15 protein-coding genes are annotated in these 24,759 nt (G+C 69.4%); 8 read left to right on the forward strand and 7 right to left on the reverse strand.

The window, feature by feature from the left end; genetic code table 11:
• Nucleotides 1-18 precede the first annotated feature (18 nt).
• The gene (locus ABZX92_RS10710; RefSeq protein WP_355556370.1) at nucleotides 19-1,950 is read left to right on the forward strand and encodes a cytochrome c oxidase assembly protein; all 1,932 of its coding nucleotides are present in this window, start codon (nucleotides 19-21) and stop codon (nucleotides 1,948-1,950) included.
• An 18-nt stretch (nucleotides 1,951-1,968) separates the two neighbouring features.
• On the opposite strand, the gene ABZX92_RS10715 is transcribed toward ABZX92_RS10710, so the two are convergent.
• The 3 genes from ABZX92_RS10715 to ABZX92_RS10725 are packed head-to-tail and all read right to left on the reverse strand — an operon-like array spanning nucleotide 1,969 to nucleotide 4,306.
• Nucleotides 1,969-2,766 carry an ABC transporter permease gene (locus ABZX92_RS10715; RefSeq protein ID WP_355556373.1) on the reverse strand — a complete coding sequence of 266 codons (798 nt, stop codon included), beginning with the start codon at nucleotides 2,764-2,766 and terminating at the stop codon, nucleotides 1,969-1,971.
• Nucleotides 2,767-2,775: 9 nt separating this feature from the next.
• Complete coding sequence (locus ABZX92_RS10720) at nucleotides 2,776-3,699, reverse strand: ATP-binding cassette domain-containing protein (RefSeq protein ID WP_355556376.1); 924 nt, start codon at nucleotides 3,697-3,699, stop codon at nucleotides 2,776-2,778.
• Complete coding sequence (locus ABZX92_RS10725) at nucleotides 3,692-4,306, reverse strand: TetR family transcriptional regulator (protein ID WP_355556379.1); 615 nt, start codon at nucleotides 4,304-4,306, stop codon at nucleotides 3,692-3,694. The genes ABZX92_RS10720 and ABZX92_RS10725 overlap by 8 nt, the downstream gene beginning before the upstream one ends.
• A gap of 253 nt (nucleotides 4,307-4,559) precedes the next feature.
• Here ABZX92_RS10725 and ssb point away from each other — a divergent pair, with 253 nt between their 5' ends.
• The 7 genes from ssb to ABZX92_RS10760 all read left to right on the forward strand — a co-directional run bounded on the left by ssb (nucleotide 4,560) and on the right by ABZX92_RS10760 (nucleotide 19,521).
• Entirely contained in the window at nucleotides 4,560-4,955 is a 396-nt protein-coding gene (gene ssb, locus ABZX92_RS10730; RefSeq protein ID WP_355556382.1) for a single-stranded DNA-binding protein, read from the forward strand.
• A gap of 280 nt (nucleotides 4,956-5,235) precedes the next feature.
• Nucleotides 5,236-6,912, forward strand: coding sequence for an energy-dependent translational throttle protein EttA (ettA, locus tag ABZX92_RS10735; RefSeq protein ID WP_355556385.1), 1,677 nt, complete (start codon nucleotides 5,236-5,238; stop codon nucleotides 6,910-6,912).
• A gap of 18 nt (nucleotides 6,913-6,930) precedes the next feature.
• Nucleotides 6,931-11,787 carry a hypothetical protein gene (locus tag ABZX92_RS10740; RefSeq protein WP_355556388.1) on the forward strand — a complete coding sequence of 1,619 codons (4,857 nt, stop codon included), beginning with the start codon at nucleotides 6,931-6,933 and terminating at the stop codon, nucleotides 11,785-11,787.
• Nucleotides 11,788-12,145: 358 nt separating this feature from the next.
• Entirely contained in the window at nucleotides 12,146-17,089 is a 4,944-nt protein-coding gene (locus ABZX92_RS10745; RefSeq protein WP_355556391.1) for an NAD-glutamate dehydrogenase, read from the forward strand.
• Nucleotides 17,090-17,254: 165 nt separating this feature from the next.
• Nucleotides 17,255-17,686 (forward strand): thioesterase family protein, encoded by a 432-nt coding sequence (locus ABZX92_RS10750; RefSeq protein WP_355556393.1) that lies wholly within the window; start codon nucleotides 17,255-17,257, stop codon nucleotides 17,684-17,686.
• A complete protein-coding gene (locus tag ABZX92_RS10755) occupies nucleotides 17,679-18,305 on the forward strand; it encodes a hypothetical protein (RefSeq protein ID WP_355556473.1) in 627 nt (208 codons plus the stop codon). The genes ABZX92_RS10750 and ABZX92_RS10755 overlap by 8 nt, the downstream gene beginning before the upstream one ends.
• An 85-nt stretch (nucleotides 18,306-18,390) precedes the next feature.
• Nucleotides 18,391-19,521: a low temperature requirement protein A gene (locus ABZX92_RS10760; RefSeq protein WP_355556396.1), complete on the forward strand. Its 1,131-nt coding sequence runs from the start codon at nucleotides 18,391-18,393 to the stop codon at nucleotides 19,519-19,521.
• A 24-nt stretch (nucleotides 19,522-19,545) separates the two neighbouring features.
• On the opposite strand, the gene ABZX92_RS10765 is transcribed toward ABZX92_RS10760, so the two are convergent.
• From ABZX92_RS10765 to ABZX92_RS10780, 4 genes are all read right to left on the reverse strand, one after another.
• Complete coding sequence (locus ABZX92_RS10765) at nucleotides 19,546-21,138, reverse strand: alpha-amylase family glycosyl hydrolase (protein ID WP_355556399.1); 1,593 nt, start codon at nucleotides 21,136-21,138, stop codon at nucleotides 19,546-19,548.
• Nucleotides 21,139-21,195: 57 nt separating this feature from the next.
• A complete protein-coding gene (locus tag ABZX92_RS10770; RefSeq protein ID WP_355556401.1) occupies nucleotides 21,196-21,579 on the reverse strand; it encodes a globin in 384 nt (127 codons plus the stop codon).
• A 76-nt stretch (nucleotides 21,580-21,655) separates the two neighbouring features.
• Nucleotides 21,656-22,516 carry a mechanosensitive ion channel domain-containing protein gene (locus ABZX92_RS10775; RefSeq protein WP_355556476.1) on the reverse strand — a complete coding sequence of 287 codons (861 nt, stop codon included), beginning with the start codon at nucleotides 22,514-22,516 and terminating at the stop codon, nucleotides 21,656-21,658.
• Nucleotides 22,517-22,581: 65 nt separating this feature from the next.
• Nucleotides 22,582-24,678, reverse strand: a complete 2,097-nt coding sequence (locus tag ABZX92_RS10780; RefSeq protein ID WP_355556404.1) for a prolyl oligopeptidase family serine peptidase — start codon at nucleotides 24,676-24,678, stop codon at nucleotides 22,582-22,584.
• Between the last annotated feature and the right edge of the window lie 81 nt (nucleotides 24,679-24,759).

The raw sequence follows: 24,759 nt of genomic DNA on the forward strand, positions 1-24,759 counted from the left end.
GGTCGTAGGCTCCTGGACGTGGCAATCGAACGCTCCACCAGAACGGGATTGGTCCCCCTTGTCGTCATCGGGTTCGCGGTGGCGGCATTTGTCGCCGTCGCGTTCAGTGCGCTCTCACGCAACCCTCCGGTGGGGCTGCAGATCGTGCGTGTGCTGACCGAGACAGGCGCAGTGGTGACCATCGGCTCGTTGCTGCTGGCGGCGTTCCTCGTGCCACCGCAGAAGTCCGGCACTCTCGCAGCCGACGGTTACGCCGCGATGCGCACCGCCGGGTGGTTCGCACTCGTGTGGCTCGTGGGCACGCTTCTCTCCGTGCCGTTCACCACAGCGGCCGCGATCGACCGGCCGGTCAGCTCGTTCGGCTTCAGCCAGATGATCGCGACGGCGATGGTGGTGGAGCAGTCGAAGGCGTGGCTGCTGACAGCGATCATCGTGGCGTTGCTCGCGTTGGGCTGCCGTCTGGTGCTGACGTGGGGATGGACCACGGTCCTGCTGTTCCTGGCCATCTTCGCGTTGGTGCCGGTCGCGGTCACCGGTCACTCGTCGTCGGGCGGCTCCCACGACATGGCGACGAACAGCCTGTTGTTCCACCTCATCGCCGCCGTGTTGTGGGTGGGCGGCCTCATCGCGTTGCTCGCGCACGGCAGGCGTGGCGGCGCTCACCTGCCGCTGGCCGCGGCGCGGTTCTCGAAGCTGGCGCTGGTCTGCTGGATCGTCATGGCGGTCTCGGGTGTGGTCAACGCGCTCGTGCGCATCACGCCGACTGACCTCGTGACGTCGACCTACGGCTGGCTGACGCTCGGCAAGGTGGCCTGCCTGCTGCTGCTCGGCGTGTTCGGCTACTTCCAGCGCGAGCGCGGCGTGAAGGGCGTGGCCGACGGGAAGCCGCAGGCGTTGCTCAAGCTCGCGGGCCTCGAAGTGCTGCTGATGATGTTCACGATCGGCCTGGCGGTGGCGCTGGCCCGCACGCCTCCTCCCAGCGGCAGCTTCGAACTGCCCAGCCGCACGGAGCTCGCCATCGGGTACGACCTCGACGGGCCGCCGACGCTGGCGCGCATCCTGTTCGACTGGCGCTTCGACCTGATCTACGGCACCGCGGCACTGGCACTCGCCGTGCTCTACGTGGTGGGTGTGCGCAAGCTCGTCAAGCGCGGCGACAAGTGGCCGGTCGGACGCACGGTCGCGTGGCTGTGCGGCTGTTTCTCTCTCTTGTTCGCCACGTCGTCGGGCATGGGCCGGTACTCGCCCGCGATGTTCAGCATCCACATGGAAGCGCACATGGTGCTTTCGATGCTGACGCCGATCCTGTTCGTCCTGGGTGGACCGGTCACGTTGGCATTGCGCGCGTTGCCTGTGAGCAAAGAGGTGCCGGGGCCGCGAGAGTGGGTGTTGGCCTTTGTGCACTCACCGCTCGCACGGCTGCTCACGAACCCCTTTGTGGCGCTGGCTTTGTTCGTCGGCTCCTTCTACGCCCTGTACTTCTCGGGGCTGTTCGAGGCCGCGCTGCCGTTCCACTGGGCGCACCTCGCGATGAACGCCCACTTCATCCTCGTCGGCTACGTCTTCTACTGGCCCGTGATCGGCGTGGACCCGTCACCGAACAAGCTGCCGCCGCTCGGCCGCCTCGGTTTGCTGTTCGCGTCGATCCCGTTCCACGCGTTCTTCGGCATCGTGCTGATGAGCTCGCAGACCGTCATCGGCGAGCAGTTCTACCGCGGGCTCGCGCTGCCGTGGGTGCAGAACCTGCTGGAGGACCAGCGACTCGGCGGCGGCATCGCGTGGGCGGCGGGGGAGATCCCGTTGCTGGTGGTGATGGTCGCCCTGCTCGCGCAGTGGGCGCGGCAGGACGGCCGTGACGCCAAGCGGTACGACCGCAAGGCCGACGCCGATGGGGACGCCGACCTCGAGGCCTACAACGCGATGCTCCGCAAGATTGCCGGAAAGAGTTAGCGCAGCAAGGACAAGAAATCAGATGGCGAGCGGCCGGCGGAACCCGCGGACCGCGAAGAACGCTCCCACAGCGGCGATCACGCCGCTCGTGACCAGCGCGCCTGCCACACCGGTGACCGGGTGGGCGAGGGCGAGGCTGCGGGCGGCGTCGACCGCGTAGGTCAGCGGGTTGATCTTCGCGACCGCCTGCAGCCAGCCGGGCAGGCCGCCCACCGGCACGAACGCGCTGGACGCGAACATCAGCGGGAACATCGCCAGGAAGCCGACGGTCTGCATCAGTTCGGCCTTGCGCACCCACGCGGCGATCGCGATGAACACCCAGCTCAGCGCCCAGCCGACGACCAGCGCGAGGCCGAGTGCGGCGAGGGTGCCGAGCATGCCGCCGTCGGGCCTGAAGCCGAACACCAGCACGCCGAACGCGATCATCAGCACGAGCTGGAACGCCGTCCTGACCGCGTCGGAGAGGTTGCGCGCCAACAGAACCGTGCTCGGCCTGATGGGCAGTGAACGGAACCGTGCGAGCACACCGTTCGACATGTCCTGCACGAGTCCGATGCCGGACGCGAGAGAGGACTGCATCGCGGTGTTCACCAAGATCGCGGGCAGCAGGTAGTCGATGTAGCTCATGCCCGGCGGGAAGTTCGCGGTGCCGGTGATGCTGCCGAAGATCTGGCTGAACAGCGTCAGCATGATCAACGGCTGCAGCACGCTGAAGAAGACGAGCGCGGGCGTGCGCAGCAAGGCTCTGAGTGAACGGCCGGTCAGCACCAGCACCTGTGTCGGGTAGCTGCTGCCGTGCCAGGTCAATGTCGCCATGATGTCCCCCTAGTTCGCGGCGAGAGTGAGGTAGACGTCGTCCAAAGTGGGCTCCGCGAGGCCGATTTCGTGCGCCTCCAAGCCGTTGTCGTCCAGCGCGCGCACGACCGTCGCCAGGTCGCGTGACGCGCTGACGGGCGTGGTGAGCGTGAGGCCCTCGGCGACGGGGTGGAGGCCCACCGCGTTGATCGCCTTCAGCGCGATGTCCACATCGGACACCGTGTCGAGCGTGACGGTCACGGTGCGCTGGCCGACCTGGGACTTGAGCTCGGAGCTGGTGCCGGACGCGACGACCTTGCCGTGGGACAGCACGGTGATCGTGTCGGCGAGCCGGTCGGCCTCGTCCAGGTACTGCGTCGTGAGCAGGACGGTCGTGCCGTCCGCGGCGAGCTTCTCGACGATCTCCCACATCGCCAGGCGGCTCGCTGGGTCGAGGCCGGTGGTCGGCTCGTCCAGGAACAGCACCTCCGGGTTGCCGACCAGGGACGCGGCCAGGTCGAGCCGGCGCCGCATGCCGCCGGAGTAGGTCTTGGCGTTGCGCTTGGCGGCGTCGGTGAGGTCGAACTGTTCCAGCAGGTCGTCCGCGCGCTGGTGGGCCTGCTTGCGGCTGGCGCCCAGCAGCCGGGCGATGAGCACGAGGTTGTCGTGGCCGCTGAGCTGCTCGTCGACGGCGGCGAACTGGCCGGTCAGGCCGATGCGGCGGCGCACCTCGTGGCTCTGCTTCGAGACGTCGAAGCCGGCGATGCTCGCGCTGCCGCCGGACAGCGGGAGCATCGTGGTGAGGATGTTGATCAGCGTGGTCTTGCCGGCGCCGTTGTGGCCCAGCAGGCCGAGCACGGAGCCCTTCTTCGCGGTGACGCTGACGCCGTCGAGGGCGTGCACGTCACCGAATCTCTTGCTCACCTCGGTGGCTTCGATCATGAGCTCAGACATCTGCTCCCCCTGATTTGAGTGCGCCGTGCAGGAACAGTTCGACGAGTTGCGCCGGCTCGACGGTCGTCTCGCCGAAACCCTTGCCCTGCAGGCGGTTGGTGAAGACGAAACCGAGCAGCAGCCGGGCGGCGTGCTCGGGACTGGTGCGGAGGTCCGCGTCGCGGAACAGCTCGGCGATCGCGTTCGAGACGCGCAGCATGCCTTCCGGCGGGCCCTTGTGCTTCTCGTGGTCCTCTTGGCTCGGCTGGTAACCGGACTCGCGCAGTGCGCCCATGACGCTCCACATGCGGTCGAGGTAGCCGGTCACCGTGCCGGTCGCCTCCACGAGCCGCTGCTCGATCGGCAGGTCGGTGGGCACCGCTTCGATGCGGGCCACTTCGTCGTCGGCGAGCAACGCGCGCTGGATGACCGCGGTGAGCAGTTCGGCCTTGTCCTTGAAGACGCGGAACACCGTGCCTTCCGCGATGCCGGCCGCGGCGGCGATCTGGCTGGTGGTGACGTTCGCGCCGTCCTTCACGACGAGCGGCAGCGTGGCCTGGACGATCGCTTCGCGGCGATCTTCCGGGCTCATCGCGGGGGCGCGGCGGCGGCGTGGTTCCTCTGACACGTCCGCAACTGTATGAGTGAGTCCTCACTCATGTCAATGAGTGGGCGCTCACTCATTCGCTCGGCTCGAGCGCGCCTCTAGCAGACAGGTCTGACAATTTCGCGGTTCGAGGTGCCCGAAGATCGCGACCTGTCCACAACCCGCGAGTAATCCACAGATCCCCGTCCGCCCCGGTTCCGGCCCCGCCTCCCGGAGCAACCTGGACCAGCACACCCGCGACCTGGAGGCGAACCCGATGTCCTGGAATTCCACCGTGATCACCGTTGTTGGCACTGTCACCGGCGACATCACGTACCGGCACGGCGAGGACGGCAAGACGAACGCGTTCTTCCGCGTCGCGTCGACCGAGCGGCGCTACAACACGTCGCTGGGTGACTGGGAGGACGGCGAGACCGTCTACCTCGGCGTCTCGTGCTGGCGCAAGCTCGCCGACAGCGTCAAGACCACGCTGTCCAAGGGTGATCCCGTGATCGTCCAGGGCAAGCTGCGCATGCGGTACTACGAGAAGGACGACGTGAAACGATCATCGCTCCTCCTCGACGCGCTGCACGTGGGGCTGGACTTGAGTCGCGTGCAGTCACTGGGGTCCGCTCCCGTCGTTGAACCGCGGGTCGGCGAGGATCTCGTCGAAGAGGCGATCCCGTTCTGACTCGGCTCCGTTTTGATCTTGCGACTTTCGGGGCAACCGCGCACAGGACTTCGGGAACCCGCCCGATCCGGCAGCGCCGCCGGAGATGATGTGCCCACCGCAATCCACGAAGGAGGGAAGCTCGTAGATCGGGGCCGCTGAGGCCCGGTCGCCGACAGTCGTTCACGTTCGAACGGAACGGGCTGGTCACCGAGTCGCGTGACGCTCGATCCAGGGGTGGACGGCCGCTTGTCGGCAACCGAGGTCAGGAGCCTCTGAGCACCGCTCTACGATCGCCGCCATGGCCGAGTTCATCTACACCATGAAAAAGGTGCGCAAGGCGCACGGTGACAAGGTCATCCTCGATGACGTCACGATCATGTTCTACCCCGGCGCGAAGATCGGTGTGGTCGGTCCCAACGGCGCCGGCAAGTCGAGCGTGCTCAAGATCATGGCGGGGTTGGACACGCCGAACAACGGCGAGGCGTACCTGTCTCCCGGTTACACTGTGGGGATCCTGCAGCAGGAACCGCCGCTCAACGAGGAGAAGACCGTCCTCGGCAACGTCCAGGAGGGCCTGGGCGAGATCAAGGTGAAGCTGGACCGCTTCAACGAGATCGCCGAGCTGATGGCGACCGACTACTCCGACGAGCTGATGGAGGAGATGGGCAAGCTCCAGGAGGAGCTCGACCACGCCGACGCGTGGGACCTCGACTCCCAGCTGGAGCAGGCGATGGACGCTCTGCGGTGCCCGCCGCCGGACGCCGACGTCACCAAGCTCTCCGGTGGTGAGCGCCGCCGCGTCGCGCTGTGCAAGCTCCTGCTGAGCAAGCCCGACCTGCTGCTGCTCGACGAGCCCACCAACCACCTGGACGCGGAGAGCGTCCTGTGGCTGGAGCAGCACCTCGCGCAGTACAGCGGCGCCGTGCTCGCCGTGACCCACGACCGGTACTTCCTGGACAACCTGGCCGAGTGGATCCTCGAGATCGACCGCGGCCGGACCCACCCGTACGAGGGCAACTACTCCACCTACCTGGAGAAGAAGGCCGAGCGTCTCGCGGTCCAGGGCAAGAAGGACCAGAAGCTGCAGAAGCGCCTCAAGGACGAGCTGGACTGGGTGCGTTCCGGCGCCAAGGCCCGCCAGGCCAAGTCCAAGGCGCGTCTCGACCGCTACGAGGAGATGGCGGCCGAGGCGGAGAAGACCCGCAAGCTCGACTTCGAGGAGATCCAGATCCCGCCGGGCCCGCGTCTGGGCAACGTCGTGGTCGAGGCCGAGAAGCTGAAGAAGGGCTTCGGCGACCGGGTTCTGATCGACAACCTCTCGTTCACGTTGCCGCGCAACGGCATCGTGGGTGTCATCGGCCCGAACGGTGTCGGCAAGACGACGCTGTTCAAGACCATCGTGGGTCTCGAGAAGCCGGACGCCGGCGAGGTGAAGGTCGGCGAGACGGTGCTGCTGTCCTACGTCGACCAGAACCGCGGTGGCATCGACCCCAAGAAGAACGTGTGGGAGGTCGTGTCCGGCGGACTCGACTACATCCACGTCGGCAACGTCGAGATGCCGTCGCGCGCGTACGTCAGCGCGTTCGGCTTCAAGGGCCCGGACCAGCAGAAGCCCGCTGGTGTGCTGTCCGGTGGTGAGCGCAACCGCCTGAACCTCGCGCTCACGCTCAAGCTCGGCGGCAACCTGATCCTGCTGGACGAGCCGACCAACGACCTGGACGTCGAGACCCTCGGCTCGCTGGAGAACGCTCTCGAGCAGTTCCCCGGCTGCGCCGTCGTGATCTCCCACGACCGGTGGTTCCTCGACCGCGTCGCCACGCACATCCTCGCGTGGGAGGGCACGGACGAGGACCCGTCGAAGTGGTACTGGTTCGAGGGCAACTTCGAGGGCTACGAGAAGAACAAGCTCGAGCGCCTGGGTGCCGACGCGGCCCGCCCGCACCGTGTCACGTACCGCAAGCTGACACGGGACTGAGAGGGCAACGGCGACGTCGTGGCGGCGAGGGGCGAGACGCAGGCGAACGTCGAGGTGAGCACGCTGGTCGTGCCCGCCTGGATGCTGCGTTGGCGGGCACCGGAGCTCGCTCTGGTGCTCGGTGAGCGGGCGGTCGCGCTCGCCTCCACCCGTCGCGACGAGGCCGACCGGCTCCGGGCCGAGTCGCTGGTGGTCTTCGCGGGCAACCGCGTGGGCCGCGGCGTTCGCATCGCCGACCGGGCGATCGACGCGCTGAAGGCGGCCGAGGCCGCCGGCGAACACGAGACCGCGTGGCTGCTGCGGGTGGAGCTCGCGGCGTGCGCGCGGTCCGTGGGCGCACCGCTCACGGGCTTCGCCGCGGTGACGCCCGTGCTGGAAGCGCCGGACGTGCCCGCGGAACTGCGGGCCTCCGCTCTGGTGCAGGCCAGCGAATGCCTCGTCACGGTCGGCCGCGGCGACGAGCCCACGCGGGCGCTCGCCGAGGCGGACCAGCTCTACGTCGCGGACACGACGCTCGACGACGACACCCGTCTGCTGCTGCGCGGCCTGATCCGCGCGGTGCAGGCGGCCCAGCACCGCCGGTGGGGCGACATCGCCGCCGCCATCGGTGCCGCGCGCGAAGGCCTCGACCTGCTCGGCAGGTTCGCCGACCCGTCGGCGGACAGCGGCCAGGGCATGGGCCGGCTCACGCTGGAACTGGTGCTGGCGTTGATGGACGCGAACCGCCTGCTCGACGCGAGCGAGGTCGGCACGCCGCTGCTCGATCGCCCGGTGCGCGCCCCGTCAGCCTCCACCACGGGCTGGCTGCGCCTGGCTCTCGCGACGCGCGTCCACCTCCCGGCGGGCCGCGTGGCGCTCGCTCGCGAGATGCTGCGCGAGGCCGCGGCCAGTGCCGAACGCCACCAGCTCGACACGTTGCTGGCGGAAAGCCTGCTGGCGCTGGCCCACGTGCACGAGGTGTCCGGCGAACTGGCCGACGCGCTGACGAACCTGCGCTCCGCCCACGCCGCCGAACGCCGCAGAGCCCGCGCCGTCTACGCGGTGCGCGCCAGACTCGCGGCCGAGTTCGCGGGCGTCCACCGCCAGCCCGCGGACCTGCACCAGCAGCTGGCGAGCCTGCTCCGCCCGGTCGAGGGCATGCAGATCGTGACCGACGGCGTCCTGTCCGCCGCTTTGAAGCAACAGCTCCGCACGTGGCGCCCGGTCCAGGTCCGCAAGGGCGACGGGCTGAAGGTCAAGCGCGTCCGCAGAGCTGCCGAAGACATGACCGTGGAGGGTTTGTCCGCGGCACGCCAGCACGCCGCCGAGAGGTGGCGCACGGTCCAGCCGTTCGGCGAACCCGACGACAAGACACCGGAACCCTTGGAACCCCCACCCCCTGTCGTGCCTTCTTCCGACCGCACAGTCCCCGCCTCAGGTCTGATCGCCTCCGCCGGTGCCATGGTGAGCGGCCGCCGCCGCGCAGCCCGAGTGGCCGCGGGCGAGATCGACGAAGACCAGCCGTCCACCGTCGCCGAGACCCCCGCGCCAGCGCCCGCGACCCCGCAGCTGAGCCCGGACCAGGAACGCAAGCGCAAGGTCGAAGAACAGCTCATGGAGCTGCAGCGCGAGGCCCGCCGCCAGATCGAGGCGGAACGCCAGGCCCGCGCCGAGCAACGCGCCCAGGCAGAACGCGAAGCGGCGGAAGCAGCCGCTCGCGAAGCCGCCGAACGCGAGGCCGCCGCCCGTGAAGCCACAGCTCGCGAGGAACTGGCCCGTGCGGCCGCCGCCCGTGAAGCCGCGGAACGCGAGGCCGCGGCCCGCGAGGAAGCGGCTCGCCGGGAAGCCGCAGCCCGCGAGGAGGCGTCCAGAGCCCAGCCGGAGAGCGTCCTGGAGATGCTCAAGGCCCAGGGCCTGCGAGCAGGCGGCCGCCGCCGTGCCCGCGACGCCGAGGCACCCCCGAACACGGACACCCCGTCGTGGCGAGTGGAACCGCCGTCCCGCCCGCGCCAGGACGACCCGACACCGCCGTCCTTCTTCGGCGGCCAGGACCACCCGGACGCACCGAACTACTTCGCCGACCCGAACACGCCGGACCCCCCGTCCCGCTCCGGCCTGGCAGCAGCGTTCTCGCGCCCGCCGGCCGCCCCGGACTTCGGCCCTCACCTGGACGACCCGCCGCCGGCCTACCCGCTGCACACCCCGGCCGCGGGCTTCCCCGCGACCCCGGCCGACGAGCGCACCCTCCCGGAGCGCGACTACACCAACCTCGACTTCACCGGTCAGCGCTGGTCGACGTCCTCGATCCCGTCCCCGGACCCGGCCGAGCGCCCGGCCTCCGACCCGGACCCGGAGCACAAGCCGCTCCCACCGCTCCCGGACCCGGTCCCGTCGGTGCCGGTTCCCGACGAGATCCCGCAGTCCCCGGAGCCGGACCTGCTCTCGAACACGTTCCTGAGCGCGGCGGACGTCGAGGACGACCCGTCGGACGTCCCCACCACCCCGGTCCGCCTGCCCACACCTCCCGGCCAGTCCACGACACCGGGCCAGCCAGGCTTCGGCACCCAGCAGGGTTCCGGCGCCGACACGGGGTTCGGTGCGCGGCCAAGCTTCGGCACCGACCAGAGCTCCGCGAGCGAGCGTGCGTTCGGCGGTGAGTCCGGCTCGGGGAGCGAGCGCGGGTTCGGTGCTGGGCCCGGCTCCGGCAATGAACGCGGCTTTGGCGGTGAGTCCGGCTCCGGCAATGAACGCGGCTTTGGCGGTGAGTCCGGCTCCGGCAATGAACGCGGCTTTGGCGGTGAGTCCGGCTCCGACGATGAGCGCAGGTTCGGCAGTGAGTCCGGCGGCTCTCGTAGTGAGCGTGCGTTCGGCGGTGAGCCCGGCTCGGCGAGCGAGCGCGGGTTCGGTCCCGGTTCTGGCGATGAGCGTCGGTTCGGCGGTGAGTCCGGCTCTCGTAGCGAGCCTGGATCGGCGAGCGAGCAAGGGTTTGGTGCTGCTGGGCCTGGCTTCGGTGGCGAGCGCGGGTTCGGTGCGGAGCCTGGTTCTGACGGCGAGCGCGGGTTCGGTGCGGAGCCTGGTTCTGACGGCGAGCGAGGGTTCGGTGGTGAGCCTGGTTCTGAGAGCGCGCGTGGGTTCGGTGGCCAGCCCGGATTTGGTGCTGAGTCCAGCTCGGGCAATCCGGCAGACGCGGGCACTGAGTCGGGGTTCGGCGGTCAGCCCAACGCCGGCGGACAGCCGACGTTCGGCACTCAGTCCGGGTTCGGTGGCCAGCCGAGCTTCGGGACGCAGACCAGCTTCGGCACCCAGAACTTCGGCACCCAGAACTTCGGTTCCGAGCCCACCTTCGGCGCTCAGACGGGGTTCGGCGCCCAGCCCGACTCGTCCCCGCAGGCTGATCCGGCGTCGTCCAGCCAGGCGGCTCAGTCGGATCCGAGCGGCTGGGCCAACTTCGAGATCGGCGACGACTTCGACGTCGACCCCATCGTGACCATGTCGGTCCGGGAGTCCGCCGAGCCGTCCCCGGCCGCAGATGCCGGTCCGGCGTCCGGCTCGGCCGTGCCCGATGCCACCGGCACCGGCTTCGACCCGGCGACGTCCGCGGTCCCTGCGTCCGGTGCGGGGCTCGATTCGCCGCCGCAGTACGACTTCTTCGCCACGGAGTCCGAGCCGCCGGCTGAACAGGTCCCTGCTACCGAGCCGGTGCAAGCCGAGATCGTCGCGCCGGATGCTGCCGCGCCGACCGCCTACGAGGCCGCGGGCATCGTCCAGCCCACCGAGACGAAGGACGAGCCCGGTGCGCGTACGGGTCGCCCGAGCAGCCGTCGTAAGCCCAGCGACCTGAGCCTCGCTGATCTGCTGGCGGAAGCACTGGTCGCCTACGAGACTGGTCGCCGCTCCGACGAGGAACAGATGGACGCCGCCGACCTGGGTGTCCCGGAATGGTCGGCCTCCGCACCTGAGCAGCCGTCCAGCACTGATTCGCTCTTCAGCCCCGGCCAGTCCGCGGGTTCGCCACAGCCGGAGCCGGCTGCCGAAGCAGGCTCAGGCGCCGACCACCTGGTCCGTCCAGGGGAGTCGTTCGGTTCCCGGCAAGCTCCCACGGGGTCCGGCCCAGGCGCCGACTTCCACGTTCGTCCGGGTGAGTCGTTCGGTACCTCGCAGACACCTGCCCCGGGATCCGAGGCAGGTGCCGATTCCACGGGTCGTCCCGCTGGGGCGTTCGGTTCCTCGCTGTCGTCGGAGTCCGCTACCGGATCCGGGCCAGGCGCCGACGCCCCAGGTCATCCAAGTGGGGCGTTCGGTTCTCCGCTTTTGTCGGAACCCGCTGCGGGATCCGGAGCAGACGCCGGCTTCCAGGTTCGTCCCGGTGAGTCGTCCGGTTCTCGGCCTGCGCTGGAGTCCGCCACGGGATCCGGGCCAGGCGCTGACTTCGCGGTTCGTCCCGGTGAGTCGTTCGGGTCCCACCAGGCGCCGGAATCCACCACGGGATCCGGGGCCGGCGGTGACTTCCCCTTTCGGCCCGGGCAGTCGTTCGGTTCCCATCAGGCGCCCGAGTCGACCGCACCGGGCGCGGACTCGCTGTTTCGGCCGGGGTCGTCGTTCGGTTCCCAGCAGTTCCCTGCGGCCTCAGAGGGCCGGTCGGGCCTGGAGCCGGCGTTCGGTTCGGGCCAGTCGTTCGAGACATCGCAGCCCGCGGCCGACTCCCTGTTCAACCCGAGCCAGTCCTTCGGTGAGCAGTCCCCCGCCTCGGGACCGGGCAGGCGGGCGGCGGAGTCCGAGCAGGAGAGGACCGGCCCGATCGTCCCCGTGGGCGCCGCGCCGGACAGCGAGACGACCGGCCCGATCCGTCCGGTTTCGCCGGATGGCCCTCCTGGCTGGACCTTGCCCGGTACGTGAGCCGGGCTCGGACCAGGCGATCCGGCGCGCCGGGGTGGTCAGCGCCACACCTCAAGCCTTGCCCAAGCCACCCGTGCCGCCGCCCCGCCCGCCACGCCCGACGTGGGCTGGTGAGGCGGGCGGGGCGGTGTGCTGCGCAAGAGCGGTCGGCGCCTCGCGTGGGGCGGCGGAACTGGGTGGTGGGCTTGAGCGTCCATCATGCGAAATGCCTTGGAGCCACTGATTATGTGACTCGATTCAGCCCACGATTCAGTGGTCTGTCAGTGCCCCTCCCGTTGCCGGTGACGGCCGCCACCCCATCTAGGGTGGGGGCGGACCCGGCACACAGAGGTGCCGGATAGCGTGGAGTCGCCTGAAGATGACCTCGACTGGAGCCCCGACCCGTACCGACGACGCCTCCGCGGCCCCGACCGCGGACGGTGGCGCTCGACCGGCCAGTCCTGAGCAGGTCCGTGACGAGCTGATCGAACGGGCCGCCGCCAATGCCCCCGAACTCGCTGATCTGATCCGCCTCTTCTACCGGCACGTGCCCGCCGAGGAAGTCAACGACGACGACCCGGTGGACCTGGTCGGAGCGGTGCGGTCGAACTACCAGCTCGCCGAGAGCCGCGTTCCCGGACGCGCCGCGGTGCGCATCCTGAACCCGACACGGGCCACTGATGGGTGGCAGTGTCCGGTCACCGTGGTCCAGGTCGTCACGGACGACATGCCGTACCTCGTGGACTCGGTCGCGTCCGAGCTCACGCGTGGTGGCGTGCAGGTGCAGCGCGTTGTGCACCCCATCGTCGTCGTGCGGCGCGACCCGGTGACGGGTGAGCGCACCGAGGTGCTGCCCACGGCCGACCCGGCCGACCCGCCCGGCGACGCGCTGGCGGAGTCGTGGATGAACATCGAGGTCGACCTGATCACGGACGCCGATCGGGCGCGTGAGCTGGAGACCCGGCTGCTGACGGTGCTGACCGACGTCCGCGAGGTCGTCGAGGACACCGACCGCATGGTCACCACGGCGACGCAGCTGGCCGACGAGCTGGAGAAGGACTCGTCCGAGGCCACCACGGACGCCGCGAAGCTCCTCAAGTGGCTCGCGGACGGGCACTTCACGTTCATGGGCTACCGGCAGTACGAGCTGGTGCAGGAGGACGGCGAACCCGCGCTGCGGGCCGTGCTCGCGAGTGGTCTCGGCGTACTGCGTCAGGACAGCCTCGCGGCGCGCAGCCTGACCGCCGGGCCGGACAACGGCGCGCAGGCGCTCAGCCCCGAGCTGCTCGTGCTGACCCAGGCGAGCGCGCAGAGCAGCGTGCACCGCAGCGTCTATCCCTACTACGTGGGCGTGAAGACGTTCGACGCCGAGGGCAACGTCTCCGGCGAGCACCGGTTCCTGGGCATCTTCAGCACCACGGCGCTGCACGAGGACGTGCTCGACATCCCGGTGATCGAGCGCCGCGTGCGCGACGTGATCCACCGCGCCGGCTTCCCGCTGCAGTCCTACTCGGGCCAGCGGATGCTCGAGGTGATCCAGAACTACCCGCGCACCGAGCTGTTCTCGGTCGACGCCGACACGCTGTACCAGACCACGACGGGTGTCATCGCCCTCGCGGAACGGCGCCGGCTGCGGTTGTTCCTGCGGCAGGACCCGTACGGCCGCTTCTTCTCGTGCCTGGTCTACCTGCCGCGCGACCGCTACACGACGACGAGCCGCCTCGCGATGCAGGAGGTGCTGCTCGCCGAGCTCGGCGGCCTGAACCTCGAGTACAGCGCGCGCATCGGCGAGTCGGCGCTCGCCCGCGTGCACTTCATGGTGCACACGGACCCGGCGCGCACCCTGGAGCCGGACACCAACGCGATCCAGACCAAGCTCGCCGAGGCCGTCCGCAGCTGGGACGACCGGATGGTCGAGGCGGTCGTCGCGGACGAGGGTGACCTGGGCGCCGAGTCGGCCACCGAGCAGGGCCAGCGGTTCGCCTCGGTCTTCCCGGAGGCCTACAAGGAGGACTTCCCGGCGAGCATCGGGCTCGGCGACTTCCGCCGGATCGAGGCGCTCGCCGAGGGCGACCTCGACATGGTGTTCTACGTGCCCGAGGACGCCGAACCGGGGGAGCGGCGCTTCAAGCTGTTCGTGACCGGTGACGGCATCACGCTGTCCGACGTGCTGCCGATGCTGCAGCGCATGGGCGTGATCGTGGTCGACGAGCGGCCGTACGAGATCACCCGCGAAGACGGCGTGCAGTGCTGGATCTACGACTTCGGCCTGCGCATCGACCAGAAGGCGCTCGAGCAGCTGTCGGAGTCCGACCTCGACCACGTGCGGGTGCGGTTCCAGGACGCGTTCGCCGCCGTGTGGCGTGGCGAGGCCGAGGTCGACCGGTTCAACTCGCTGGTGCTGCAGGCCGGGCTCACCTGGCAGCAGGCCGCGATGCTCCGCGCGTACGCGAAGTACCTGCGGCAGGCGGGCACGCCGTACTCGCAGGACTACATCGAGGACGCGGTGCTCAGCCACACGAGCGTGGCGATCGCGCTGGTGGCGTTGTTCGAGTCCCGGTTCGACCCGCGGCTCGACGACGCCACGCGCACCGACCGCACCGAGACCATGGTCACCGAGACCGGCAAGCTGATCGACGACGTGACCAGCCTCGACGCGGACCGGATCCTGCGCAGCCTGCTCACGCTGATCAACGCCACGCTGCGGACGAACTACTTCTTCCGCGACGCCGAGGGCAACGCCCGGCCGTACCTGTCGGTCAAGCTCGACCCGCAGGCCATCCCGGACCTGCCGGCGCCGCGGCCGAAGTTCGAGATCTTCGTGTACTCGCCGCGGGTCGAGGGCGTGCACCTGCGCTTCGGCTCCGTCGCGCGCGGTGGTCTGCGCTGGTCCGACCGCCGCGAGGACTTCCGCACGGAGATCCTCGGCCTGGTCAAGGCGCAGGCCGTGAAGAACGCGGTGATCGTGCCGGTCGGCGCCAAGGGCGGCTTCGTCGTCAAGCGCCCGATCCCGGCGACCGGTGACCCCGGCATCGACCGCGAGAACTTCATGTCCGAGGGCATCGCCTGCTACAAGATGTTCATCTCGGGCCTGCTCGACCTCACCGACAACCTGATCAACAACGAGGTCGTGCCCGCGCCGCAGGTCGTGCGCTACGACGCTGACGACACGTACCTGGTCGTGGCGGCGGACAAGGGCACCGCGACGTTCTCGGACATCGCGAACGGTGTTTCGCAGAGCTACGGCTTCTGGCTGGGCGACGCGTTCGCCTCCGGTGGCTCGATCGGCTACGACCACAAGGCCATGGGCATCACGGCCAAGGGCGCGTGGGAGAGCGTGAAGCGCTCGTTCCGCGAGCTCGGCCTGGACACGCAGACCGAGGAGTTCACGGTCGTCGGCATCGGCGACATGTCCGGTGACGTGTTCGGCAACGGCATGATGCTGTCCGAGCACATCCGGCTCGTGGCCGCGTTCGACCACCGGCACATCTTCATCGACCCGAACCCGGTCGCGGACACCTCGTTCGCCGAGCGGGTGCGGCTGTTCAACGTGCCGCGCTCGTCGTGGGACGACTACGACCGCTCGCTGATCAGCGAGGGCGGCGGCATCTTCCCGTTGTCCGCCAAGTCGATCCCGATCTCCGAGCAGGCTCGCGTCGCGCTGGGGCTGCCGGAGGGTGTGCAGAAGCTGTCCCCGCCGGAGCTGAAGAAGGCGATCCTGCTCGCGCCGGTCGACCTGCTCTGGAACGGCGGCATCGGCACCTACGTCAAGGCGTCGACCGAGTCGCACGCCGACGTCGGCGACAAGGCCAACGACTCGATCCGCGTCGACGGCAACGAGCTGCGCGTCAAGGTCGTCGGCGAGGGCGGCAACCTGGGTCTGACCCAGCGCGGCCGCATCGAGTTCGCGCGCAAGGGCGGCAAGGTCAACACCGACGCGCTCGACAACTCCGCCGGTGTCGACTGCTCCGACCACGAGGTCAACATCAAGATCCTGCTGGACCACCTGGTCCGGGAGGGCTCGGTGGAGCAGCAGCAGCGCAACGAGGTCCTCGCCGAGATGACCGACGAGGTCGGCGAGCTCGTGCTGGCCGACAACTACTCGCAGAACAACGTCCTCGGCGTCAGCCGGGCGCACGCGGCGCCGATGCTGTCGGTGCACGCGCGTCTGGTCGCGGACCTCGAGCAGCGCGGTGCGCTCAACCGCAAGCTGGAGGCGCTGCCGAGCCCGATGGAGTTCAAGACGCTGGAGAAGAACGGCGAGGGCCTCACCTCTCCTGAGCTCGCCACGTTGCTCGCCTTCACCAAGCTCACGTTGAAGGAAGAGCTGCTCCAGAGCGACATTCCGACGATCGACACGTTCACCCGCAAGCTCCCGGACTACTTCCCGAGCCTGCTGCGCGAACGCTTCGGCGCCGCGATCCCGAACCACCCGCTGGCGAAGCAGATCATCACGACCGTCGTGGTGAACGAGGTCGTCGACGGTGGTGGCGTGTCCTACGCCTTCCGCCTGGCCGAGGAGATGAGCGCGTCGGCCACCGACGCGGTCCGCGCCTACGCCGTGGTGACCCAGGTGTTCGACCTGCCGGCGATCTGGCGGGAGATCGAGGCGCTGGACAACGTGGTGTCGACGGCGGTCCAGGACAACCTGGTGCTGGAGACCCGTCGCCTGCTGGACCGCGCGTCCCGCTGGCTGTTGTCGAACCGCCCGCAGCCGCTGGCGGTGGGCTCGACGATCAACCGCTTCCGCGGCGTGGTCGAGGAGCTCAGCCCCTTCGCCTTCGAACTGCTGCAGGGCAAGGAGCTCGACGTGGTCGCCGGCAAGGCGGACAGGTTCGTCGAGCAGGGCGTCCCCGCCGAGCTCGCCCGCAAGGTCTCCGCGCTGCTCTACATGTACGGGCTGCTCGACGTCACCGAGATCGCCGAGCTGGCCGAACGTGAGATCGGCCCGGCCGGCGGGGCCGGTGCGGAGCGCACGCACCGGGAGACCGCCGAGCTGTACTTCGCGCTGTCCGACCACCTCGACATCGACCACATGCTGGACTCGGTGACGAGCCTGGAGCGCGGCAACCGCTGGCACGCCCTGGCCCGCCTGGCTCTGCGCGACGACTTCTACTCGTCGCTGCGGGCCATCACGATCGACGTGATGAGGGCGAGCGACGAGGGTGACACGGCGAGCGAGAAGATCACCAAGTGGGAGCAGGCCAACGCCTCCCGCCTGGCTCGCTCGCGCGGTGCGCTGGAGGAGATCAACCGGGTCCACCAGCTGGACCTCGCCACCCTGTCCGTCGCCGCCCGCCAGGTGCGGAGCATGGTCAGGTAGCAGTGCTGCCCGAGCTGGAGCAGGTCAGACCACCTGCTCCAGCTCGGCTTCGGTCTCCACGGGGAACCGTCTCCACCAGGTGCGGCGCCTGTACCGGAGCTGGGTGCGAGCAATCCGAGTGGGACTCGCTCGTAACGGGGGCGTGGCGCTGGGTAGGGTCCCTGCATGGGTGTCTTCGTCACTGGTGTGCGGCCGCGATGGTCGGACATGGATGCGTTCGGTCACGTCAACCACGCGAACACGGTGACGTTGCTGGAAGAGGCCCGGATCGAGCTGCTGTTCACCGAGGCCGCCCGCCACGGGGTGAAGGAGATGGCCGAGGGGATGGTCGTGGCGAAGCTCTTCGTCGACTACCTCGCGCCGATCGTGTTCACCGGTGAGGACATCGTGGTCGAGATGTCGGTGCGGGAGCTCAAGTCCGCGTCGTTCACGCTCGACTACGTGGTGCGCGGCAGCCGGGAGGCGGACAGCCCCGTGGTCACCAAGGCGGAGACGCTGATGGTGCCCTACAACGTGACGACCGCGCGGCCACGTCGGCTCACCGACGCCGAGCGCGATTTCCTCGCCGGATGGCGAGCAGGGGGTAATGGTGCCTGAGCTGGTGCTGGCCGACGCGGCCGAGAGAGACGACCTCGGCGCTTTCGCCGCGCGCGCGGTGCGGCTGGAAGCGCAGTCCGTGGTGCGGCTGCGCAACCGCAACTCCGAGCTGCTGGACGCGTGGGTGGCCACGCCGTTCGACACGCTCGCGACCCGAACCGTTGCGGGGCAGGCGAATCCGGCCGACGTCACGGTGTCGGGCTCGGAGCTGCTGACGGGTCTCGCGGTCATGCGCGACGAACGCATCGACCCCGGCCCGGCCAAGGACCTGATGTGGCGCTCGGCCCTGCCGCCGTTCGAAGGCTGGCTGATGGTCGACCGGCTGCCCGTCGAGGTCGTCGCGAAGCTCGCCGACGAAGGTGTCGCGGTGGCGCGGGAGAACACCGGCCCGCAGGGCACGCCACCCGCCTCGCTGCTCGACCAGACGGTGCTCACGGTCAGCGGGTCCGGGTTGGACGTGAAGATCCCGCTGCGGTGCCTGTTCGCGTTGTCCGGCATGGGTTTCCTCGGCGAGGACGGCGAGGTGCGGGTGACCGCGACCGACTCGTGGCTGCGGATCGACGCCAAGTACGGCGCGGTGGTCCGGCGCCGGCACTCGATGCTGCCGCTTCTCGTCTGAACCGGGCTGACCTGGAGTTAAGTCCAGGTTCGCGGTTGGAGAATTCGGTGCGCCGCAAGCGGATGCGCGTGGCACGATGTCGCGCGTGTCCGCCGAAACGCACGAGGCGCCGCAAGCGCCCGAGGAGACCGAGTACCGGGTCTCGACGCTGGAGCTGTTCTTCGACCTGGTCTTCGTCTTCACCATCACGCAGCTGACCAGCAAGCTGGCCGACGACACGTCCGCGCTCGGCTTCGCGCAGGTCGTGATCATGCTGTTCGTGATCCTGTGGATGTACTTCGGGTACGTCTGGCTCACGAACTCCGTCCCGCCGACCACCACGGTGCGGCGGGTGCTGCTGATGGCCGGCATGGGCGGGTTCCTGGTCATCGCGCTGGCGATTCCCAACGCGTTCGGCGCCGCCGGGGTCGCGTTCGGCATCGGCTACCTGATCGTGAACCTGGTCCACTCCGGCCTGTTCATCGCGTCGGGCGGGCCTGGGTCAGCGGCGGCGATGGCGCGGCTGGCGCCCTTCAACCTCGGAAGTGCCGGCCTCGTGTTCGTCGGCGGGTTCCTGCCGAGCACGTGGCGCGCGGCGGCGTGGACGGCGGCCGTGGTGGTCATGATCGTGTCGCCGTACGTGAACCGGCGGCACGGCGAGTTCCGCATCCGGTCGGCGCACTTCGTGGAGCGGCACGGCCTGGTGGTCATCGTGGCGCTCGGCGAGTCGGTCATCGCGATCGGCATCGGCGCGGCCGGGCTGCCGCTCAACCTGCAGCTGGTCGTGGCCGCACTCCTCGGCCTCGCGCTCGTCTACCAGCTCTGGTGGTGCTACTTCGGCCGTGAGCAGGACCTGCGCGCCGAGCACAGCATGGCGGCCATGACGCCGTCCGACCGGGCCAGCGCGGCGCTGAGTGCGTTCGGCTGGGCGCACGCACCGATCCTGCTGGGCATCGTGGTGGTGGCGGTCGGCGTGAAGAAGACGATCGGGCACGCCACCGAGCACCTCCACCTCAGCGGTGCGCTGGCGCTGGGCGGCGGCGCGGCGATCTTCCTGATCGGCCAGATCTACTTCCGCTACCGGCTGAGGATCGGCAGCAACAAGTGGCGGATCATCGCGGCGGCAGCAGCTCTGGCGACGGTGCCCATCGGGCTGTGGCTGGCCATCGCCCAGGTCGCCGCGCTCGTGCTCGTGTTCGGCGTGCTGCTGGCAGCGGACGACAAGCTGCGGGCGTAGCGAAACGCCCGCAGCACCAAACGATCAGACCAGCCAGACAGCCGTGTCGGGCGGCAGCTGGTCGCCGTCCATCGGACCGGACGACAGCAGCACCTGACCGGGCGGCAGCGGCACGGAGGCCCCGGACGTGTTCAGCGCGCAGATCAGCCCGCCACCCTTGCGCCGGAACGCGAAGCAGCCGGCCGGGGCGCCGTACCACTCCAGCTCGTCGCCGGCGAACCCGGCGTTCGACTTCCGGTGCTCCAAAGCCTCCCGGTACAGCGACAGCATCGAACCGGGGTCCTCCAGCTGTGCTTCCGCCGTGAGGTGGTCCCACTCGTTCGGCTGCGGCAGCCACGTGTTCACGGCCGTCGAGAACCCGAACGGCGGCGTCGTGCCCTCCCACGGGATCGGCACGCGGCAGCCGTCCCGGCCGCGCTCGGTGTGGCCGGAACGCTCCCAGGTCGGGTCCTGCAGGGCCCAGTCCGGCAGCTCCACGTTCGGCAGGCCGAGCTCTTCGCCGTTGTAGAGGTAGATCACGCCCGGCAGCGCCAGCTCGACCAGCGTCATCGCGCGGGCCCGCTGCTCGCCCAGCGCACCGCCGCCGTAGCGGGTCACGTGCCGCACGACGTCGTGGTTGGACAGCGTCCAAGCCGCAGGCGTGCCGGTCAGAGCAACAGCGCCCAGCGAGTGCTCGATCGCCGAACGGACCGCGTCGGCGTCGAAACCGGCCTCGACCAGCCGGAAGTTGAAGCCCAGGTGCAGCTCGTCGGGGCGGACGTAGGCGGCGAACCGCTCGTCGTCCTTCACCCAGATCTCGCCGACGGCCATCGTGCCGGGGTAGCCGTCCAGGACCTTGCGGATCATGCGGTGGATCTCGTGCACGCCGTCGTTGTCGAACCGCGGGTCGTGCGCGTCGTCGGACAGCACACCCGGCGCCTGCACCTTGATCTCCATGTCCGGCAGGCCTTCTGGCTTGGCCATGCCGTGCGCCACGTCGATGCGGAAGCCGTCGACGCCGCGGTCCAGCCAGAAGCGCAGCGTGTGCTCCAGGTCGGCGCGGACCTCCGGGTGGTCCCAGTTGAGGTCCGGCTGCTCGGGCGCGAACAGGTGCAGGTACCACTGGCCGTCGGGCACGCGGGTCCAGGCGGGCCCGCCGAAGACGGACACCCAGTTGTTCGGCGGCTGTGAGCCGTCGAAGCCGCGGCCCTCGCGGAAGATGTAGCGGGCGCGTTCCATGCTGCCCGGACCGGCGTGCAGGGCCTCCTGGAACCACTCGTGCAGGTCGCTCGTGTGGTTCGGGACCAGGTCGACGGTCACCCGGATGTTGTGCTCGTGCGCGTCCGCCACCAGCCGGTCGAACGCGGCCAGGTCGCCGAACAGCGGGTCGACGTCACGCGGGTCGGCGACGTCGTAGCCGTGGTCGGCCATCGGTGAGCGGTAGAACGGGGTCAGCCACAGGGCGTCGACCCCGAGCAGCTCCAGGTAGCCGAGACGGGACCGGATGCCCTCCAGGTCGCCGACGCCGTCGCCGTTGGAGTCGGCGAAGGAGCGCACGTACACCTGGTAGAAGACGGCGTCACGCCACCAGGTGGACTCTTCGGCGATCTCGGGGGTGAGGTCGGAGGATCGTCGCACGGGGGGTCATCCTGCCTTACGTCTCGCGGCGATTGGGCCCGATCGGGTGATGGGCGATCAAGACCAGGCGTTCATCAGGCTGTTCGCGGCCATCTCCAGGTACTCCCAGAGCTGCTTGCGGTGGGCCTCGTCGAGGCCTGCCTCGTCGACGGCGATCCGCATGCAGCGCAGCCACGCGTCGCGTTCGACCGGTCCGATCTTGAACGGCACGTGCCGCATCCGCAGCCGCGGGTGGCCCCGGTTCTCCGAGTAGGTGTGGGGGCCGCCCCAGTACTGCATGAGGAACAGCCGCAGCCGCTCCTCCGCAGGTCCGAGGTCCTCTTCCGGGTACAGGGGCAGGAGGATCTCGTCGGCCTTCACCTCTTTGTAGAAGCGCGCGACGATGCGGTGGAACGTCTCCTCGCCACCGACCTGTTCGAAGAAGCTCACGGGGTTGCCCACACGTCCATCCTGACTCACGCGAGCCACCGCGTGCAGGCCGCCCCGCTGATTGAGCGTCTCGAATGGGTGTTCGACGTCACTTGGCCGAGAAGCCCGCGCCTTCCAGAGCCGCCACGAGCTGCGCACGGAGGTTTCGCTGGACCGCCCACTGGCGGCCGGGCCGCGTTTTCACGGTCACCCGCAGCGTGATGTTCTCCGGTGTGAACTTCTCCACACCGAGCACCTCGGGCTTGGCCGTGATGTCCTTCTTCAACGGCTCGGTCTCGGCCACCTCGGTGACCCGGTGCTCCAGCACCTTGGTGGCCTCGGCGAGGTTCGCGCCGTAGCTCAGCGGCAGGTCGACGACGGCGACCGCGAAGCCCTGCGACGAGTTGCCGACGCGCAGGATCTCGCCGTTGCGGACGTACCAGACGGTGCCGCCGGTGTCGCGGATCGTCGTGGTGCGCAGCGCGACCGCCTCGACGGTGCCGGTGATCGACGGGCCGAGGTCGACGACGTCACCGACGCCGTACTGGTCCTCCATCAGCATGAACATGCCGGACAGGAAGTCCTTCACCAGGTTCTGCGCGCCGAAGCCGATGGCGACGCCGAGGATGCCCGCCGAGGTCAGCACCGGCGTGATGTCCATCCCGAGCACGAGCATGATCTCGAGGAACGCGATTCCGAAGATCAGGATCGTGACGATCGACTTCAGCACCGAGCCGATCGTCTTCGCCCGCTGCTCCCGGCGCTCGGAGATCAGGTTGCCGAGCGCCTGCGGAGCACGTTCACGCAGAGGCTTGAGCAGGCCCGGCTTCTTGCCGTCCTTGCCGGGTGAGGTGATCCGGTCGATGACCTTGCGCAGCAGGGCCCTGATCACGAAGGCGGCGATCAGGATCACCACGATCTTGATCGCGCCCGCGATGATGTCCGGCCCGTACTTCTCGAAGAACTCGATCGCCTGCGCGGTCTTGTTCGCTGCGTCATCCACAGGGCTCTGCGCCAACACGTGGTCGTGTCCTCCTACAACTCCATGCCAGTGGCATTCGCGAGAAAAGTCAGCTGGTCCACGGCGAGAGCGACCGTCCGGCTGACCGACCTGCCGGCGTGACCGACCTCGGTCTCGCGGCGGATCAGCACCGGGTGCTTGGTCGGATCACTCGACGATGCGTGCTGCAGCGCCGCGCACATCTTCCTGGCGTGGTTGGGGTCCACCCGAGAATCCGACTCGAACACCGTGAACAACACGGAAGGGTACTCAACATCCGTTACCACTCGGTGATACGGAGAGTAGGAGAGCAGCCAGCCGAGCTCCTCGGAAACGCTTGCGCTGCCGTACTCATCGGCCCACAGGCGTCCGAGCAGGAAGTTCTCGTAACGCACCATGTCGAGCAGTGGCGCTGAGCACACCACGGCCGCGTAGAGCTCGGGGCGTTGCGTCAGCGCGGCACCGACGAGCAGCCCGCCGTTCGAGCCGCCCATGATCGCCAGCTGCTGCGGCGTGGTCCAGCCGTCGCGCACCAGACGTTCCGCGGCGGAGTGGAAGTCGTCGAACACGTTCTGCTTGTTGGCGCGCATGCCCGCGACGTGCCACTCCTCGCCTTCCTCGTCGCCGCCGCGCAACGACACGTGCACCCACACGCCACCCGCTTCGACCCATGCCAGGGTGGTCGCGCTGTAGCCGGGGCCGCGGCCGATCGCGAAGCCGCCGTAGCCGGTGAGCAGCGCGGGACGGGGCAGGTCGGGCTTCTGCTCGCCGCTCACGACGAACATGCGGACCGTCGTGCCGTCCTTGGACGTGTACGCGATCTGCTGCGTGGTGACCGCGGGCAGCTCGACCCGGCCAGGAGCCGCTTCGTGCAGCACGGTTTCGCCGGTGGAGGCGGAAAAGCGGAACACCGACTGCGGCGTCACGAAGTCCGTCCACCCGAACCACACCGTGTCGCGGTCGTGGTCCGTCAGAGCGTCCACAACGGACATGCCGTGCAGCGAACCGGGGCCGGGCAGCGGGATCTCCTGCTTGTGCGCGCCGGTCGTGGCGTCGTGCAGGTGCAGTTCGGACACCGCGTGCCTGGTCCTGAGCACCACCAGGTCGCCGTTCAGCCAGCGCACGCCGTCGAGCACCGAGTCCGGCTCCTCGCCGATCAGCTCGGTCCACTCGGTGGGGTGCTCCGGGTCGGCGACGCAGAGGCGCTGCCGGGGCGCGTTGTGGTTGGTGTGCAGGTAGAGCCGGCCGTCCCCGGCGACGGACGCGGAACACTGCACGCCGGCCTCGGTCAGGATCACCGGCTTCAACGCGGCGTCACCGTGCAGGTCGGCGATCCACACCGAGTCGTGCTTCAGCGTGCTGGGCGCACCGCTCACGACCAGCCAACGGCCGTCGTGCGAGACGTTCAGCGAGTAGTAGAAGGTGTGCGCCTGGCCGTCGCCGTGCACGTTGAGGTCCGTCGCCGGGTCCGCGCCGACGCGATGACGCCACACGCGGCGGTGGAACAGCTTCTCGTCCTCGGGCAGCAGCGCCGGGTCGAGCTGGCGCACGTAGAAGAACTCCTCGCCACCCGGCAGCCAGCCGATCGAGGAGTACCGGCACCGGTCGATCGGGCCCTCGATGAGCTCGCCGGAGTCGACGTCGACGACGTGCAGCAGCGAGTGCTCGTTGCCGCCCACGGACACCTGGTACGCCAGGCGCGTGCCCTCGAGACTCGGGGACCAGCTGTCCAGAGTGGTCCTGCCGGACGGGTCGAGCACGCTCACGTCGAGCAGCACGCGTTCGGTGCCGTCGGCCTCACGCACCACGACGACGGGGTGGTCCTGCTCGGGACCGCGGCGGGTGAAGAACGCCCTGCCCGCGCGCCAGGCCGGCGTGGACACCGACCCGGTGCGCATCAGCTCCTTCAGCCGATCGCCCAGGCGGGCGCGGCCGGGCATCGCGTCCAGCCAGGACCGTGCGAGCACGTCCTGCGACCGCGACCACTCCGCGGTGCGGGGGTCTGCCGTGTCCTCGAGCCAGCGGTACGGATCGGCGACGTCACGACCGTGAATCTGCTCGACGAGGTTTAGCCGCTCGGCGACCGGGTAGGTGATCGTCGCAGGCAGCGGAGTGGAAGGAGCCTCTGTCACCTTGTCAAGGGTAGCGGGCGATGAAAACCATCCCCGATAGGGAGCCGGTTAACCCCAGGTTTGATCACACATCCATGACGC

The sequence above is a fragment of the Lentzea sp. NPDC006480 genome (assembly GCF_040611995.1).
Lineage (GTDB): Bacteria > Actinomycetota > Actinomycetes > Mycobacteriales > Pseudonocardiaceae > Lentzea.

Coding starts and splice junctions, on each gene's coding strand:
- ABZX92_RS10750 (WP_355556393.1), top strand. CDS start 17,255: ATGGGTGTCTTCGTCACTGGTGTGCGGCCGCGATGGTCGGACATGGAT.
- ABZX92_RS10715 (WP_355556373.1), bottom strand. CDS start 2,766: ATGGCGACATTGACCTGGCACGGCAGCAGCTACCCGACACAGGTGCTG.
- ABZX92_RS10745 (WP_355556391.1), top strand. CDS start 12,146: ATGACCTCGACTGGAGCCCCGACCCGTACCGACGACGCCTCCGCGGCC.
- ettA (WP_355556385.1), top strand. CDS start 5,236: ATGGCCGAGTTCATCTACACCATGAAAAAGGTGCGCAAGGCGCACGGT.
- ABZX92_RS10720 (WP_355556376.1), bottom strand. CDS start 3,699: ATGTCTGAGCTCATGATCGAAGCCACCGAGGTGAGCAAGAGATTCGGT.